Consider the following 16825-nt stretch of genomic DNA (forward strand, 5'->3'; position numbering starts at 1 on the left):
GTGGAGCCGACGTGAACGCAAGCATCGATTCGCTCGGGGCCAAGGGCACGCTGGAGGTGGGAGATGCCTCGTACGAGATCTTCCGTCTCTCGGCGGTACCCGGCACCGAGAAACTTCCCTACGCCCTGAAGGTACTGGCAGAAAATCTGCTCCGTACCGAAGACGGCGCCAACATCACCACCGACCATATTCACGCGCTGGCGAACTGGGATCCGTCCGCCGAGCCCAGCATCGAGATCCAGTTCACCCCGGCCCGGGTGATCATGCAGGACTTCACCGGGGTGCCCTGTGTGGTCGACCTCGCCACCATGCGTGAGGCGGTCGCGTCCCTCGGCGGTGATCCGAACAAGGTCAACCCGCTCTCCCCGGCCGAGATGGTCATCGATCACTCGGTCATCCTGGACGTGTTCGGCACCGCGGACGCGTTCGAGCGCAACGTCGAGTTGGAGTACCAGCGCAACGGCGAGCGATACCAGTTCCTCCGCTGGGGCCAAGGCGCGTTCGACGACTTCAAGGTTGTCCCGCCGGGTACCGGCATCGTGCACCAGGTGAACATCGAGTATCTGGCCCGCACGATCATGGTCCGAAACGGCCAGGCCTACCCGGATACCTGCGTCGGCACCGACAGCCACACCACCATGGTCAACGGACTCGGGGTGCTCGGTTGGGGTGTCGGCGGCATCGAGGCCGAGGCCGCCATGCTGGGCCAGCCGGTGTCGATGCTCATTCCGCGGGTGGTCGGGTTCAAACTGACCGGCGAGATCCAGCCCGGGGTCACCGCCACAGACGTGGTGCTGACCGTGACCGACATGCTGCGCAAGCACGGCGTGGTCGGCAAGTTCGTCGAGTTCTACGGCGCCGGTGTCGCCGAGGTGCCGCTGGCGAACCGGGCCACGCTGGGCAACATGAGCCCGGAATTCGGCTCTACTGCAGCGATTTTCCCGATCGACGGGGAAACCATCAACTATCTGCGGCTGACCGGCCGATCCGACGAACAGCTGGCGCTGGTCGAGGCCTACGCCAAAGAGCAGGGCATGTGGCACGACCCGGAACGGGAGCCGGTCTACTCCGAATACCTCGAGCTGGATCTGTCCACCGTGGTGCCTTCGATCGCCGGACCGAAGCGGCCACAGGACCGGATCCTGCTGTCCGAGTCGAAGATTGCGTTCCGCAAAGACATCCACAACTACGTCGAGGAACAGCACCCGGCGCCGGAGACCACGCTGGACGAGGCGGTCGAAGAAAGCTTCCCGGCCAGCGACCCGGCGGTGCTGTCGTTCGCCGACGACGACGCGGTCGTCGTGCATTCGGCCGCCGGCAACGCCGAGGGCCGGCCGAGCAAACCGGTACAGGTGTCGTCGGAGTCGCGCGGCCAGTTCGTGCTCGACCACGGTGCCGTGGTGGTGGCCGGCATCACGTCCTGCACCAACACCTCCAATCCGTCGGTGATGATCGGTGCGGCACTGCTCGCCCGCAACGCCGTGGAACGGGGGCTGACGAGCAAGCCGTGGGTGAAGACCAACATGGCCCCGGGCTCGCAGGTCGTCTCCGACTACTACGAAAAGGCCGGCCTGTGGCCGTATCTGGAGAAGCTGGGCTTCTACCTCGGCGGCTACGGGTGCACGACCTGCATCGGCAACACCGGACCGTTGCCGGACGAGATCAGCAAAGCGGTCAACGACAACGACCTGTCGGTGACGGCGGTGCTGTCCGGCAACCGGAACTTCGAGGGCCGGATCTCGCCGGACGTGAAGATGAACTACCTGGCGTCTCCGCCGCTGGTGATCGCCTACGCGCTGGCCGGCACGATGGACTTCGATTTCGAAACCGACTCGCTCGGCCGCGACACCGACGGCAACGACGTCTATCTGCGCGATATCTGGCCGGCCCCGCAGGAGATCGACGACACGATCAAGGCGGCGATCAGCCAAGACATGTTCCGCGATTCGTACGCGGACGTTTTCGCCGGTGACGAGCGGTGGCGGAACCTGCCGACGCCGGACGGCGACACCTTCGCCTGGGACGAAAAGTCGACCTACGTGCGGAAAGCGCCGTACTTCGACGGGATGGCGATGGAGCCGGCGCCGGTCACCGATATCAGCGGCGCCCGGGTGCTGGCGCTACTCGGCGATTCGGTTACCACCGACCACATCTCGCCGGCCGGTCCGATCAAGCCGGGCACACCGGCAGCGCAGTATCTGGATGCCCACGGGGTGGCGCGGCAGGACTACAACTCGCTCGGCTCGCGCCGCGGCAATCACGAGGTGATGATCCGCGGCACCTTCGCCAACATCCGGCTGCGTAATCAATTGTTGGATGCGATCGTCGACGGCGGGGTATCCGGTGGCTACACCCGCGATTTCACCCAGGAGGACGGCCCGCAGGCGTTCATCTACGACGCGTCGCAGAACTATCAGCAGGCCGGTATCCCGCTGGTGGTGCTGGGCGGCAAGGAGTACGGCTCGGGCTCGTCGCGTGACTGGGCGGCCAAGGGCACCCGACTGCTCGGGGTTCGGGCGGTGATCACCGAATCGTTCGAGCGGATCCACCGGTCCAACCTGATCGGTATGGGCGTGATACCACTGCAGTTCCCGGCCGGTGAATCGGCGAAGTCGTTGGGGCTGGACGGTACCGAGGTGTTCGACATCACCGGGATCGAGGAGCTGAATTCCGGTCGAACGCCGAAGACGGTGCGGGTCACCGCGACCAAGGCCGACGGGACGGTGGTTGCCTTCGATGCGGTGGTCCGAATCGACACGCCCGGGGAAGCGGACTACTACCGCAACGGCGGCATCCTGCAGTACGTGCTGCGCAACATGATCCGGACGTAACGCGGCGACGGGACGGGCGCCCACCGGGATCGGTCCCGGTGGGCGCCCACCGGTTTCTTTCAGCAGAGGGGGTAGTGTGCCGAAGGTCAGCGACCAGCACCTGGCCGCCCGCAAGGGGCAAATTCTCGACGGGGCCCGGCACTGCTTCGCCCAGTACGGTTACGAGGGCGCCACGGTCCGTCGGCTCGAGGAAGCCACCGGCCTGTCCCGGGGAGCCATCTTCCATCATTTTCGCGACAAGGACGCGCTGTTCCTCGCGCTCTGCCACGAAGACGCACAGCGGATGGCCGAGGTAGCCGCCGAGCAAGGCCTGGTCCAGGTGATGCGCGACATGCTTGCCCGGCCGGAGGAATTCAACTGGCTCGGTACCCGACTGGAGATCGCCCGACGGCTGCGCACCGACCCGGAGTTCCGAGCCGGTTGGAGCCAACGCTCGGCCGAGCTGACCGCCGCCACCCTGGCTCGGTTGGAGCGGCGCAAGGCAGCCGGCCGGTTGCGCGACGATGTGCCGACCGACGTGCTGCTCGGCTACCTCGACCTGGTCCTCGACGGCCTGATCGCGCGAATCGCATCCGGCCATGCCGACGACAACCTGTCCGGCGTACTCGACCTGGTCGAGGCCTCGGTGCGCCGGAAAAGCTGACCACGCAACAGAATTGGGAAAACTCCGGCGGGTGTTGCATACACCACCGGAGTTCTCTCGGCCGCCCACGCAACCACAAACGACATGCGGTCGACGAGACGGAGTTGTTCGATTTTCACCGCTCAACCGGCGGGAGCACCAGCGCACGATGTGGGTGCGGACCGTGGCCTCGGTCTATGCGGAGCTATAGCCCCGGGCCGTGCGGCGACTGGACTGGTCTGCGTCCCGATCAGGAAGCTTTGCGCCGGTTCGGTCCACCACGTCCGCGCATCTGAACGTCGGACTCGACGAGCACGTTGTGAATAAATCCGTATGAGCGACCGGTGGACTTCGCCAACGAACGAATGCTGGCGCCTGCCTCGTACTGACTTCGCAGTGTGCTCTGCAGCTTGTCCCGAGTGGTACCGGTTACTCTGACACCTTTGGAGATTCCCGACGATTCCATCACTATCTAGCCTTCCCGACCCAACCTCTAACAACATCACCAGGCTAAAGCACCTGTTGAATTCAGAGCAAGAATATTCGAGAAAAAGACTATTGGTGTGTCTTCAGGCGAGCTCGATCAGTTCCGCATAGTCCGCTGACCAGTGGTCTTCGGTGCCGTCGGGCAGCAGGATCACTCGTTCGGGCGACAACGCCTCGGCGGCCCCGGGATCATGGGTGACCAGTACGACCGCACCGGCGTACGACCGCAACGCATCGAGGACCTGCTCCCGGGAAATCGGGTCGAGGTTGTTCGTGGGCTCGTCGAGCAACAGCACGTTTGCCGACGACGAGACCAGACCGGCCAGCGCCAAGCGCGTCTTCTCGCCGCCGGACAAGGTGCCGGCCGGCTGGTCCAGCTGCGGGCCGCTGAACATGAACGCACCGAGCAGTCCCCGCAGGTCCTGCTCCCCCGCGTCGGGGGCGGCATGCCGGATGTTTTCCCAGACCGTCGCATCGTCGTCGAGCGTGTCGTGTTCCTGCGCGAAGTAGCCGATCTGCAAACCGTATCCGGGTTCGACCGCTCCACTGCTGGGCTGCTCGACCCCGGCCAGCAATTTCAGCAACGTGGTCTTACCGGCCCCGTTGAGGCCCAACACCACCACTCGGCTGCCGCGATCGATGGCCAGGTCCACCCCGGCGAAGATCTCCAACGAGCCGTAGAGCTTGGTCAGATTCGCGGCGGTCAGCGGGGTCTTGCCGCAGGTAGCCGGATCCGGGAACTTGATCCGCGCGACCCGGTCGGCCACCCGGACGTCGTCCAGATCGGCCAGCATCCGTTCGGCTCGACGCACCATGTTCTGCGCGGCGACCGCTTTGGTCGCCTTGGCGCCCAACTTTGCCGCCTGAGCTTTGAGTGCGCTCGCCTTCTTCTCCGCGTTGGCCCGCTCGCGGCGGCGGCGCTGCTCGTCCGAGGCCCGGGCATCCAGATACTTCTGCCAGCCCATCGCGTAGATGTCGGCCTCGCCCCGCACCGCGTCGAGGAACCACACCTTGTTCACCACGTCGGCGAGCAAACCCACGTCGTGGCTGATCACCACCAGGCCGCCCTCGTGTTGCTGCAGGAACCCGCGCAACCAGGTGATCGAGTCGGCGTCGAGGTGGTTGGTCGGTTCGTCGAGCAGCAAGGTGGTCGCCGAACGGCCGCCACCGTCCGAGGCGGCGAACAGGATCCGGGCCAGCTCGATTCGGCGCCGCTGGCCGCCGGACAGCGTACGCAAGGTCTGGCCGAGTACCCGGTCGGGCAGACCGAGGCTGTGGCAGATCCGGGCCGCGTCGCTCTCGGCGACATACCCGCCGAGCGCGGAAAACCGATCCTCCAGTTGCCCGTAACGGCGTACCGCGCGCTCACGCTCGGCGTCGTCGGCGATCTCCGCCATCAACAACTGCTGCTTCTCCAGGTCGCGCAGCAGGGTGTCCAACCCGCGGGCGGACAGCACCCGATCGGTGGCCAGCACGTCGAGGTCACCCTCGCGCGGATCCTGTGGCAGATAGCCGATCTCACCGGTGCGGGTGACCGTTCCGGCGTACGGTTCGCCGGCTCCGGCCAGGATGCGCAGGGTCGTGGTCTTGCCGGCGCCGTTACGACCGACCAAGCCGATCCGGTCCCCCGGCTGTATCCGCAGTGCCGAACCGGGTGCGGATAACAGGGTCCGCACACCGGCCCGTACCTCCAGGTCGGTGGCGGTGATCACAATCGATTCTCCTCGGTGCAGGGCTGACGGACACGGCCGAGACCGGCCCGGCGTAAAGAACTCCCGATTCTACAGTGCGCTAACGTTCGAGCCATGACACGTGATCTCGAAGGTCGGTCCGCCCTGGTCACCGGCGCCAGCCAAGGTATCGGACGAGCGATCGCAACCGAACTGCTCGCCCGGGGGGCGAACGTGCTGATCACTGCGCGCAAGCCCGAGCCGCTGGCTGCAGCCGCCGACGAGCTGACGGCGCTCGGGCACGGCGGCAGCGTGCTGACCTACGCCGGAAACACCGGCGAACCGGAGAGCCGGAGCGGCGCGGTCGGGCTGGCGATGGAGCAGTTCGGCCGACTCGACATCTTGATCAACAATACCGGCGTCAACCCGGTGTACGGCCCACTGATGGAGGCCGACCTCGGCGGGGTGCGCAAGATCTTCGAGATCAACGTGGTCGCGACACTCGGTTACACCCAGGAGGCGTATCGCGCCTGGATGGGGGAACACGGCGGCTCCATCGTCAACCTGGCCAGCGTGTCCGGCCTTCGGTCGAGCGGTGCGATCGCCGCCTACGGCGGCTCGAAGGCGGCGCTGATCCGCCTGACCGAGGAGCTGGCTTGGCAGCTGGCGCCGAAGATCCGGGTGAATGCGGTGGCTCCGGCCGTGGTGAAGACGAAGATGTCCTCCGCGCTCTATTCCGACGACGAGGTCGCGGCGACCAAGTCGTATCCGATGGGTCGGCTCGGCAACCCCGAGGACGTCGCGCAGGTCGTCGGCTTCCTGGTATCCGACCAGGCCGGCTGGATCACCGGCGAGACGGTTCGGGTGGACGGCGGCCTGCTCGCTACCGGCGGTCTCTGACCACGGCGCGCCGGGTCGGTATCGCCCGATGTACGACGTCGCCATCGCCGGTCTCGGTCCGGCCGGGCGGGCGCTGGCGCACCGCTGCGCTGTGCACGGTTTGCGGGTGCTCGCGATCGATCCCCATCCGGACCGCGCCTGGGCGCCGACCTACGGCGCATGGACCGACGAACTGCCAAGCTGGTTGCCGGACGTGGCCGCAGCCCGCGTCGCCGAACCCGCGGCGTTCACCGTCCGGCTGCATCGGCTCGCCCGCGAGTATCAGGTGTTCGACAACGCCGCACTGCGGCCGGCACTGAACCTGACCGGGGTCACCGTGCGGGCGGCGCACCTCGACGGCCTCGGCCCGCTGGCCGACCAGGCGAGAATCGTGATCGATGCCCGGGGAGCGATCGGTGGTGCGGCGGAACAAACCGCCTACGGCCTGGTGCTGCCCCGATCGGTTGCCGCCCCGGCGCTCGACGGTGCCGCTGCCTGGTTCATGGACTGGCGTGCCGACAACGGCACCGCTCCGGGCGATCCGCCGTCGTTCCTGTACGCCGTGCCTACCGGCCCGGACACCATGCTGCTCGAGGAGACCTGTCTGGTCGGTCGACCGGCGCTGGACCTCTCGATTCTGGCCGATCGGCTCACGACCCGATTGGCTGCGCGCGGCGTCGCCGGCAGCGACGGCCGGGTCGAGCGAGTGCGGTTTCCGGTCGACGCGCCGCGGCGGCGGGGCGCATTCGGTGCGCGGGGCGGATTCGTCCACCCGGGAACCGGCTACAGCGTCGCCGCCGCGCTGGCCGCAGCCGACCCGGTCGCTGCGGCACTGGCGCAGAGCCGAGCCACGGACCGGACACTCGTGGATCGGGCACTCTGGTCGTATCGAGCGCGGGCCGTGCACCGGTTGCGCCGGCTGGGTCTGCGCAGCTTGCTGGAGCTGGCGCCCGAGCAGGTCGTACCGTTCTTCGCCGCCTTTCTCGACCTCCCGATCGCCCGTCAGCGTGCCTATCTGTCCGGCCGCCACGACCTCGTCGGCGTGCTGACCGCAATGGTCACGCTGGCTCGTTCGCTTCCGCCGGACCTGCTGCGGGTGCTCGCCAGATCGGCCTCGCTGGGACAAGATTGAACTCATGAGGTCCATCTGGAAAGGCTCGATCGCCTTCGGGCTGGTCAACGTGCCGGTGAAGGTCTACACCGCGACCGAGGACCACGACATCCACTTCCACCAGGTGCACGCCAAGGACGGCGGCCGGATCAAGTATCACCGGGTGTGCACGGTATGCGGCAATACCGTGCAGTACGCCGACATCGACAAGGCGTACGAGTCACCGGAAGGTGCGCGGGTGATTCTCACCGACGCCGACTTCGACAAGCTTCCGGCAGCGGAGAAGCACGAGATCCCGGTGTTGCAGTTCGTTCCCAACGAACAACTGGACCCGATCCTGCTGGACAAGAGCTACTACCTCGAGCCCGACTCGACCACCCCCAAGGCCTATGTGCTGCTGGCGGCAACCCTGGAGAAGATCGACCAGGTCGCGCTGGTGCATTTCACCCTCCGGCAGAAGACACGGCTGGCCGCACTGCGGGTGCGCAACGGAGTGCTGGTGCTGCAGACGTTGCTCTGGCCGGACGAGGTGCGCGCCGCGGAGTTCGACGTACTCGACGATGTCGCGGCCCCCGGCCCGCGGGAATTGGCGATGGCCGAAACCCTGGTCGCGAGCATGAGCGGCGATTTCGACCCGAGCGAGTACACCGACGACTATCAGATCCAGCTGCGCAAGATACTGGACGAGACCATCGCCGCCGGCGGCGACAAAGTTGTCGCGCTCGACGAGCCGGCCAAAGAGGTCGAGGACGCCGACGTGGTCGACCTGGTCGCGGCGTTGCAGCGCAGCGTCGAGGCGGCCGGGCGGAAGGGAGCGTAGCGTCACCGATATGCGTGAAACCGCCACCGTCAGCATGGCAGCGCCACCGGACAAGGTGTGGGCTCTGGTCAGCGATGTCACCCGAATCGGCGAGTTCAGTCCGGAAACCTTCGAGGCCGAATGGCTCGGCGGTGCCACCGGACCGGCGGTCGGCGCGCGGTTCCGTGGGCACGTCAAACGCAACGAGCGCGGCCCGGTCTACTGGACGGTGTGCCGCGTGGTGGCCTGCGAGCCGGGTCGCGAGTTCACCTTCGCGGTGACCGCGCCGGGTGCCGGTGAACTCACCCGTTGGGGATACCTGCTCGACCCGACCGACACCGGGACCGAAGTGACCGAGTTCTTCGAGGCTGCGCCGAGCCTTCCCATGCGGTTGTACTGGATGCTCGCCGGGCGTTGGCGCGGTCGGCGCAATCGCAACGACATGCGGCGCACCCTGGAACGGATGAAAGCTGTCGTCGAACGAGCCTAGTCGGCCCGCCGGCCGGCCGCCAGCGTCGTCCCGGTCCGAGCGTCGTGCCGACCGCCGGCGATCTCGACGATCAACGCCGCAGCTGCCGCCGGGTCGTCCCAGTCGGTGACCTCAGCCCAGACCGGCATCGACTCGGTCATCGAGGTACGCACCAATCCGGGGAGCACATCGAGCAGTACGACGCCCGTGCCGGCGACCTCGACCGCCAGCCTCTCGGTCAGCCGCGACGCCGCCGACTTCGACACGGCGTAGGCGGTGTAGTGCCCGGTCCGCTGCGCGGCGAGCGCTCGGCTGGCCAGGGTGACGACATGTCCACGTCCCCGCGCGACCATCGCCGGCAGTACGGCTCGGGTCATGATCAGCGGTCCGAGCAGGTTGGTGGCGACGACGTCGAGCAGCTCGTCCGGGTCGGCCAGCCAGAACGGCCGCGCCGCCGACTCGATCGCGCCGGCGCTGTTCACCAGTAGGTCGATCGCGCCGAGTTGTTGCTCGGTGTGCATGATCACTCGGTCCACCGCGCCGCGGTCGGTCACGTCGATGGCGGCCGGTAGACAGGGCGTCCGGTACCGCTCGGCGAGCTCCTCGGCCAGCTCCCGCACGTCGGCACCGGTACGGGCAGCCAGCAGCAGCGACATGCCGGCCGCGGCGAGTTCGGTCGCAATCGCCCGGCCGATGCCCCGGCCGGCCCCGGTCACCACGGCGACCCGGCCGTGCAGGTGAGGTATCACAGGTGCGCCTCCGCTCGGACCGGCCCACCTTATCGAGACGAGTTCGGCCGAGGCCGCGCACCCGGCGGAATAGCGACTCGTCCGGCGATGTTGCGTCCGAGGTGAGTGAGAATGTGGAACTGAGCCCGACGGACTGGGTTCGTGCCCAGACCGAACAGATTCTGGCCCGCGGCAGCACCGACGGCGTCGAAGTACTCGACCGGCCGATCGTGTTGTTCACCACCACCGGCGCCAAGTCCGGCAAGCAGCGCTACGTCCCGCTGATGCGCGTGGAGGAGAACGGCCACTACGCGATGGTCGCCTCCAAGGGCGGTGCGCCGCAGCACCCGTCCTGGTACTTCAACGTCACGGCCAACCCCACGGTCACCGTCCAGGACGGCGACCGGATTCTCCCCGACCGCACGGCGCGGGAGCTGACCGGCGACGAGCGCGAGCACTGGTGGCAGCTCGCGGTTGCCGCCTACCCGCCGTACGCGGACTATCAAGCCAGGACCTCGCGCCTGATCCCGGTCTTCGTGGTCGAATAAAGCCTGCTCGGACCGGATTACGCCGGAGCGATCACGCCGCCGACCGTTCGCTCGGGCCGAGCAGCCGCAATATCGTCGCCGCATCCTCGGCCGAGATCGTGTCGACGAACCTGACCAGCGCTGCTCGACGGGAGCCGGGGTCGCACTCGTCGAGTGCCTGCAGCATGTGGTCGGCGACGATGCTGCCGCAGCTGCGCAGCGGCGTGTACCGAAACGCACGCGCCTCCCGGCTTTGCCGGACCAAGCCCTTCTCCGTGAGCCGGCCCAGGACCGTCGTCACCGTGACGTACGCCAGCGGCCGGCGCACGGCGAGCACAGTATGCACCTCGCGCCCGGACAACGGCGCGTCGCCGGCCCACAGCACATCCAGGACGGCGCGCTCCAACGTACCGAGAAACGGGCGACCACTCGCCTTCGCGGTGCTGCTCATATGGTTAGCCTAACCTTTGTTGCAGCTTCGCGCAGCCCTCGACGCCGCGGGGTTTCCGGCTCAGACGGTGAACCCCAGCGCCCGCAGCTGCTCACGACCGTCATCGGTGATCTTGTCCGGGCCCCATGGCGGCATCCAGACCCAGTTGATCCGCATGTCGGCGACCAGGCCGCTGCGCACCAGTGCACTGCGCGATTGGTCCTCGATCACATCGGTCAGCGGGCAGGCCGCCGAGGTGAGGGTCATGTCGATCAGCGCGGTCCGGCCCGCCTCTTCGTCGGCGACCCCGATCCCGTACACCAGACCCAGATCGACGACGTTGATGCCGAGCTCGGGGTCGACGACGTCGCGCATCGCCTCTTCGATATCGTCCAACAGCTGCTGGTCCGGCGGCTCGTGCGCCTGCGCTTCGGTCATCAGCGTGCTCCTTCGATCTGTACCACGGCGTCCTTGAACGCCAGCCAGCCCAACAACGCGCACTTCACCCGTGCCGGATACTTCGCGACGCCGGCAAACGCGATCCCGTCGCCGATCAGGTCCTCGTCGCCTTCGACGGCGCCACGGCTGGTGATCATTTCGTCGAACGCATCCACCACCTGCAACGCCTGCGGCACCGGCAGCCCGATCACCTGATCGGCCAGCACCGATGTCGCGGCCTGACTGATCGAACAGCCCTGCCCGGCGTAGCTCACGTCCCGCACGCTGCCGGTGTCGTCGATGTCCACCCGCAGGGTGATCTCGTCGCCGCAGGTGGGATTCACGTGGTGCACCTCGGCGCCGAACGGTTCGCGCAGCCCTCGATGATGCGGGTGCTTGTAGTGGTCCAGGATCACCTCCTGGTACATCTGCTCCATCCGCATCGGACTACTCCACCCCGAAGAACTGCTGCGCTCTGCGCACCGCGGCGACCAGCGCGTCCACCTCGTCGAGGGTGTTGTAGACCGCGAACGACGCGCGCACCGTGGCCGGCACGCCCATCCGGCGCATCAGCGGCCAGGCGCAGTGATGACCTACCCGTACCGCCACCCCTTCGTCGTCCAGGATCTGTCCGACATCGTGGGCATGGATACCGTCCACCACGAACGAGACCGCACCACCGCGCAGATCGGTGCCGGTCGGGCCGACGATCCGCACCCCGTCGATCGCGCCGAGGCCGGCCAGCGCAGCCTCGGTGAGCGTCCGTTCGTGCGCAGCGACCGTGTTCATCCCGATCCGTTCCAGGTACCGGACCGCCGCGCCCAGGCCCACGACCTGCGAGGTCATCGGCACGCCCGCTTCGAACCGCTGCGGGGGCGGCGCGTAGGTGCTCGCCGCCATGGTGACCGTCTCGATCATCGATCCGCCGGTGATGAACGGCGGCATCTGCTCCAGCAAGCCGCGCCGGCCGTAGAGCACACCGACGCCGGACGGGCCGAGCATCTTGTGTCCGGAGAACGCCGCGTAGTCCACGTCGAGCGCGGCGAGGTCGACCGGCATGTGCGGGACCGACTGGCAGGCGTCCAACACGACGAACGCACCGACCGCCCGCGCCCGGCGGACCAGTTCGGCCACCGGCGCCACCGCGCCGGTCACGTTGGACTGATGCGTGAACGCGACGATCTTCGTCGCCGGCGACAACGCCGACGAGTCGAGATCGATCCGACCGTCGTCGGTGATCCCGTACCAACGCAACGTCGCCCCGGTCCGGCGGGCCAGCTCCTGCCACGGCACCAGATTGGCGTGATGCTCCAGCTCGGTCACCACGATCTCGTCGCCCGGCCCGACCCGGTGCTCGAACCGGTCGTCGCCGAACGCGTATGCGACCAGGTTCAGCGCCTCGGTTGCGTTCTTGGTGAAGACGATCTCCCCCGCATCGACGCCGACGAAGCGCGCGATCTCGGCGCGGGCACCCTCGTAGGCGTCGGTGGCTTCCTCGGCCAGCTGATGCGCGCCGCGATGCACCGCCGAGTTGTGCCGCTCCAGGAACTCCCGCTCCGCGTCCAGCACCGCGACCGGACGCTGCGCGGTGGCACCGGAATCGAGGTAGATCAACGGCTTCCCGTCCCGCACGGTCCGGGACAGAATGGGAAAGTCGGCCCGGATCGCGGCGACGTCGAGCACCTGCGTGGGAGCGGTCATCTACACCGCCGCCTGGGCGAACCGCACGTAGCCGTTCGCGTCCAGCTCGTCGGCCAGCTCCGGGCCACCGGACTCGACGATCCGCCCGCCGACGAACACGTGCACGAACTCGGGCCGGATGTACCGCAGGATCCGGGTGTAATGGGTGATCAGCAATACTCCGCCGTGATTGTCCTGCTGATACCGATTCACCCCGTCGGAGACCACTCGCAGCGCGTCGACGTCCAGGCCCGAGTCGGTCTCGTCCAACACCGCGATCTTCGGTTTCAGCAGCTCCAGTTGCAGCACTTCCTGCCGCTTCTTCTCACCGCCGGAGAAGCCCTCGTTCACGCTGCGCTCGGCGAACGCGGGATCGATCTCCAGCTGTGCCATGGCGGACTTGACCTCTTTGATCCAGTGCCGCAGCTTGGGCGGCTCGCCGCGGACCGCGGTCGCCGCGGTCCGCAGGAAATTCGAGGTCGAGACGCCGGGGACTTCCACCGGATACTGCATCGCCAGGAAGACACCCGCACGCGCCCGTTCGTCGACGGTCATCGCCAGCAGATCTTCACCGTCCAGGGTGATCGAGCCTTGGGTGACCCGATACTTCGGGTGCCCGGCAATCGCGTAGGACAACGTGGACTTACCCGAGCCGTTCGGACCCATGATCGCGTGCGTGGTGCCGGACTCGACGGTGAGATCCACCCCGGTGAGGATCTGCTTCACCGTGCCTTCGGGCGTGTCGACCTCGACGTGCAGGTCGGTAATCGCCAGGGTCGTCATTTACGCTCCGATCGCAGAAAGTTCGGCCTCGACGGCTGCCTCGAGGCGGTCGCGGACCTCGGGCACCGCGACGCGTTGGATGATGTCGTGGAAGAAGCCACGGACCACCAGACGCCGCGCCTGGTCCTCCGGTATCCCCCGGCTGCGTAGGTAGAACAGCTGCTCGTCGTCGAATCGACCGGTGGCACTGGCATGTCCGGCCCCGGCGATCTCGCCGGTCTCGATCTCCAGGTTCGGCACCGAGTCGGCCCGGGCCCCGTCGGTGAGCACCAGGTTCCGGTTCACCTCGAAGGTGTCGGTGCCTTCGGCTTCGGCCCGGATCAGCACGTCGCCGACCCAGACGGTCCGCGCATCTCCCTTCGACGACGCCGGGTCACCTTGCAGCGCCCCCTTGTACAGCACGTTCGAGCGGCAGTGCGGCGCCGAGTGGTCGACCAGCAGTCGCTGTTCCAGGTGCTGGCCGTCGTCGGCGAAATAGAGTCCGAGCAGTTCGGCGTCCCCGCCCGGTCCGGCGTAGCGGACCGTTGCGGCGAGTCGGACCAGGTCGCCACCGAGCATCACATCGGTGTGTCGGAGGGTGGCGTCTCGGCCGACCGATGCGTGGTGCTGGGTGAGGTGCACCGCGTCGTCGGCCCAGTCCTGCAGCAATACCACGGTCAGCTGGGCACCGTCGCCGAGCACGAACTCGACGTTGTCGGCGTACGTTCCACTGCCCCGGTAATCGACCACCACGGTCGCCTTCGCCAGCGCGCCGAGCCGCAGGTGCAGGTGCCCGTAGGCGGTCCGGTCCACGCCCGGCCCGGTGACCACGACGTTGATCGGGTCGGTGACCTCGACCTGGTTCGGCACGTCCAGCACGGTCGCCACCGAGAAACCGCTGTAGGCCTGCGCAGCCACCCGGTCGCTCGGCGCCCCGGCGGCACCCAACCGCGGATCCGCCCGGCCCACGGTTTCGCCGTACGCCGACACCGTCACGGTCGCTACGCCGTTCGCGGCGGCGGTACCGTCGTGCAACCCTCGCAGCCGGCGCAACGGGGTGAACCGCCAAGCCTCGTCCCGGCCGGACGGAACCTCGAACGCATCGACGTCGAACGAGCTGAAGACGCTCCCTTTGTTGATCGCCAGGGTCATCCGACCGCGCCCTCCATCTGCAGTTCGATCAACCGATTCAGTTCCAGTGCGTATTCCATCGGCAGTTCCTTCGCGATCGGCTCGACGAAACCACGCACCACCATCGCCATCGCCTCGTCCTCGGTGAGGCCGCGGCTCATCAGGTAGAACAGCTGGTCTTCCGACACCTTCGAAACGGTCGCCTCGTGCCCCATCGTCACGTCGTCCTCGCGGATGTCGACATAGGGGTAGGTGTCGCTGCGGCTGATCGTATCCACCAGCAGCGCATCGCATTTCACCGTGGAACGGGAGCCGTGCGCGCCCTTGTTCACCTGGACCAGGCCACGGTAGGACGAGCGGCCGCCGGCCCGGGCCACCGACTTGGACACGATCGTCGAGCTGGTACGCGGAGCCAGGTGCAGCATCTTCGCCCCGGTGTCCTGGTGCTGGCCTTCGCCGGCGAACGCCACCGAGAGCACCTCACCCTTCGCGTGCTCGCCGGTCAGCCAGACCGCCGGGTACTTCATCGTCACCTTGGAGCCGATGTTGCCGTCGATCCACTCCATCGTTGCGCCGGCCTCGGCCTTGGCCCGCTTGGTGACCAGGTTGTAGACGTTGTTCGACCAGTTCTGGATCGTGGTGTATCGGCACCGCCCGCCCTTGCGCACGATGATCTCGACCACCGCCGAGTGCAGCGAGTCGGAGCTGTAGATCGGCGCCGTGCAGCCCTCGACGTAATGCACATAGGCATTCTCGTCGACGATGATCAACGTTCGTTCGAACTGGCCCATGTTCTCGGTGTTGATCCGGAAGTAGGCCTGCAGCGGGATGTCCACGTGCACCCCGGGCGGCACGTAGATGAACGAGCCACCCGACCACACCGCGGTGTTCAGCGCGGAGAACTTGTTGTCCCCGGCCGGGATCACCGAGCCGAAGTACTGCTGGAAAATCTCCGGATGCTCACGTAGGCCGGAGTCGGTGTCCAGGAAGACGACGCCCTTCTCCGCCAGATCCTCCCGGATCTGGTGGTACACGACTTCGGATTCGTACTGTGCGGCCACCCCGGCGACCAGCCGCTGCTTCTCCGCCTCCGGGATACCCAGCTTGTCGTAGGTGTTCTTGATATCCGCCGGCAGATCTTCCCAGCTGTTCGCCTGCTTCTCGGTGGACCGGACGAAGTACTTGATGTTGTCGAAGTCGATCCCACCGAGCGCAGCACCCCAATTCGGCATCGGTTTGCGATCGAAGATGCGCAGGGCCTTCAACCGCTGCTCGAGCATCCAGTGCGGCTCGTTCTTCTTCGCCGAGATGTCGCGCACCACCGCCTCGGACAGACCGCGCTGCGCGGCGGCGCCGGCGTCGTCGGAATCGGACCAGCCGTACCCGTAACGGCCGAGAGACGCGATGGCCTCCTCTTGGGTGAGCGGCGCGGGATCGCTGATGGTCATCGCGCTCCTTCCGGAGTCGTCGTGTTCGAGGGTGGAGCAGTCGGTGCCGGGTCGGCCGGTGGCGGATTGCTGAGGGGTACGTGAGTCGTGCAGGCACAGTCGCCGTTGGCGATCGTCGCAAGTTGCTGCACGTGGGTGCCCAGCAACTCACCGATCGCATCGGTCTCGGCGAGACAGAGTTCGGGGAACTCCTCGGCCACGTGCGAGACCGGGCAATGATGTTGGCAGATCTGCACCCCGGACCCGACCTCGCGGGTGGTCGCGGCAAATCCGGCGGCACTGAACGCCGCTGCGATCGCGGTCGCGGTAGCCGTACGACTGTCCGGGTCGGCACCTGCCGGCGGTACGTCGGCCACCACCGCGTGGGCCCGCCGCCGAGCGAATTCGGCGATCGCCGCCGCCCCGCCGATCTCGCGGAGCTGGCGCAACGCCGCACCGGCCAGATCGTCGTAGGCATGGCCGAGTGCACCCCGGCCGGCAGCGGTGAGTTGGTATCGCTTGGCCGGGCGGCCGCGCCCCTGCTGCTGCCACGTCGCCGGGCCGGACGCGCGCGCCCGGCCGGTCTCGACCAGCACGTCCAGATGGCGGCGCACCCCGGCCGGGGACAGCCCCAGCTGCTCGCTGATCGCGATGGCCGTGATCGGTCCGCGCTCGAGCAAGAGCTGGACGATCGCGGCGCGGGTCTGGCCGTCCGATGTCACCACCGGCGTCTCTGATGCAGGGCTCGCCGGCCCTGTCTCGGTAACGGCCACTTTTTTCACAACAACAGTGTGGTGGAATTCGTTCCCCCAATCCAGCAAGGGTACCCTCACCG

General features: G+C 67.4%; 18 protein-coding genes. 7 read left to right on the forward strand and 11 right to left on the reverse strand.

The window, feature by feature from the left end; all coding sequences use genetic code 11:
• Nucleotides 1–11 precede the first annotated feature (11 nt).
• Both acnA and KV203_RS10235 read left to right on the forward strand, forming a co-directional pair.
• Nucleotides 12–2831, forward strand: coding sequence for an aconitate hydratase AcnA (gene acnA, locus KV203_RS10230; protein ID WP_066469760.1), 2820 nt, complete (start codon nt 12–14; stop codon nt 2829–2831).
• Between the two features lie 76 nt (nt 2832–2907).
• Entirely contained in the window at nt 2908–3474 is a 567-nt protein-coding gene (locus tag KV203_RS10235) for a TetR/AcrR family transcriptional regulator (RefSeq protein ID WP_066469755.1), read from the forward strand.
• Between the two features lie 229 nt (nt 3475–3703).
• On the opposite strand, the gene KV203_RS19605 is transcribed toward KV203_RS10235, so the two are convergent.
• Nucleotides 3704–3919 (reverse strand): helix-turn-helix domain-containing protein, encoded by a 216-nt coding sequence (locus tag KV203_RS19605; RefSeq protein WP_246600109.1) that lies wholly within the window; start codon nt 3917–3919, stop codon nt 3704–3706.
• Between the two features lie 103 nt (nt 3920–4022).
• A complete protein-coding gene (locus tag KV203_RS10240) occupies nt 4023–5651 on the reverse strand; it encodes an ABC-F family ATP-binding cassette domain-containing protein (RefSeq protein ID WP_066469753.1) in 1629 nt (542 codons plus the stop codon).
• 93 nt (nt 5652–5744) lie between these two features.
• On the opposite strand from KV203_RS10240, the gene KV203_RS10245 reads away from it, so the two are divergent.
• From KV203_RS10245 to KV203_RS10260, 4 genes are read left to right on the forward strand one after another with little or no spacing between them, the layout of a single operon-like run.
• Nucleotides 5745–6509: an SDR family oxidoreductase gene (locus KV203_RS10245; protein WP_066469751.1), complete on the forward strand. Its 765-nt coding sequence runs from the start codon at nt 5745–5747 to the stop codon at nt 6507–6509.
• A 28-nt stretch (nt 6510–6537) separates the two neighbouring features.
• Nucleotides 6538–7620, forward strand: a complete 1083-nt coding sequence (locus KV203_RS10250) for a lycopene cyclase family protein (protein WP_066469748.1) — start codon at nt 6538–6540, stop codon at nt 7618–7620.
• 4 nt (nt 7621–7624) lie between these two features.
• Nucleotides 7625–8419, forward strand: a complete 795-nt coding sequence (gene ku / locus KV203_RS10255) for a non-homologous end joining protein Ku (RefSeq protein ID WP_066469746.1) — start codon at nt 7625–7627, stop codon at nt 8417–8419.
• 10 nt (nt 8420–8429) lie between these two features.
• Nucleotides 8430–8888, forward strand: a complete 459-nt coding sequence (locus KV203_RS10260) for an SRPBCC family protein (protein ID WP_066469745.1) — start codon at nt 8430–8432, stop codon at nt 8886–8888.
• Here KV203_RS10260 and KV203_RS10265 read toward each other — a convergent pair.
• Nucleotides 8885–9616 (reverse strand): SDR family NAD(P)-dependent oxidoreductase, encoded by a 732-nt coding sequence (locus KV203_RS10265; protein WP_066469741.1) that lies wholly within the window; start codon nt 9614–9616, stop codon nt 8885–8887. The genes KV203_RS10260 and KV203_RS10265 overlap by 4 nt on opposite strands.
• 101 nt (nt 9617–9717) lie before the next feature.
• Here KV203_RS10265 and KV203_RS10270 point away from each other — a divergent pair, with 101 nt between their 5' ends.
• Nucleotides 9718–10143, forward strand: coding sequence for a nitroreductase family deazaflavin-dependent oxidoreductase (locus KV203_RS10270; RefSeq protein ID WP_066469740.1), 426 nt, complete (start codon nt 9718–9720; stop codon nt 10141–10143).
• 31 nt (nt 10144–10174) lie between these two features.
• On the opposite strand, the gene KV203_RS10275 is transcribed toward KV203_RS10270, so the two are convergent.
• The 8 genes from KV203_RS10275 to KV203_RS10310 are packed head-to-tail and all read right to left on the reverse strand — an operon-like array spanning nt 10175 to nt 16808.
• Nucleotides 10175–10573, reverse strand: coding sequence for a BlaI/MecI/CopY family transcriptional regulator (locus KV203_RS10275; protein WP_066469738.1), 399 nt, complete (start codon nt 10571–10573; stop codon nt 10175–10177).
• Nucleotides 10574–10633: 60 nt separating this feature from the next.
• Nucleotides 10634–10990 carry a metal-sulfur cluster assembly factor gene (locus KV203_RS10280; RefSeq protein ID WP_066469736.1) on the reverse strand — a complete coding sequence of 119 codons (357 nt, stop codon included), beginning with the start codon at nt 10988–10990 and terminating at the stop codon, nt 10634–10636.
• Nucleotides 10990–11433 carry a Fe-S cluster assembly sulfur transfer protein SufU gene (sufU, locus tag KV203_RS10285; RefSeq protein WP_066469733.1) on the reverse strand — a complete coding sequence of 148 codons (444 nt, stop codon included), beginning with the start codon at nt 11431–11433 and terminating at the stop codon, nt 10990–10992. The genes KV203_RS10280 and sufU overlap by 1 nt, the downstream gene beginning before the upstream one ends.
• Before the next feature lie 4 nt (nt 11434–11437).
• A complete protein-coding gene (locus tag KV203_RS10290) occupies nt 11438–12691 on the reverse strand; it encodes a cysteine desulfurase (RefSeq protein ID WP_066469731.1) in 1254 nt (417 codons plus the stop codon).
• Nucleotides 12692–13453, reverse strand: a complete 762-nt coding sequence (gene sufC, locus KV203_RS10295) for a Fe-S cluster assembly ATPase SufC (RefSeq protein WP_066469730.1) — start codon at nt 13451–13453, stop codon at nt 12692–12694.
• Nucleotides 13454–14584 (reverse strand): Fe-S cluster assembly protein SufD, encoded by a 1131-nt coding sequence (gene sufD / locus KV203_RS10300; RefSeq protein ID WP_066469727.1) that lies wholly within the window; start codon nt 14582–14584, stop codon nt 13454–13456. It abuts the gene before it with no gap.
• A complete protein-coding gene (sufB, locus tag KV203_RS10305) occupies nt 14581–16011 on the reverse strand; it encodes a Fe-S cluster assembly protein SufB (RefSeq protein ID WP_066469725.1) in 1431 nt (476 codons plus the stop codon). The genes sufD and sufB overlap by 4 nt, the downstream gene beginning before the upstream one ends.
• Nucleotides 16008–16808: a helix-turn-helix transcriptional regulator gene (locus KV203_RS10310; RefSeq protein ID WP_083530024.1), complete on the reverse strand. Its 801-nt coding sequence runs from the start codon at nt 16806–16808 to the stop codon at nt 16008–16010. Before KV203_RS10310 ends, sufB begins: the two co-directional genes overlap by 4 nt.
• Nucleotides 16809–16825 lie beyond the last annotated feature (17 nt).

This window comes from Skermania piniformis (assembly GCF_019285775.1).
GTDB classification, from domain to species: Bacteria; Actinomycetota; Actinomycetes; order Mycobacteriales; family Mycobacteriaceae; genus Skermania; species Skermania pinensis.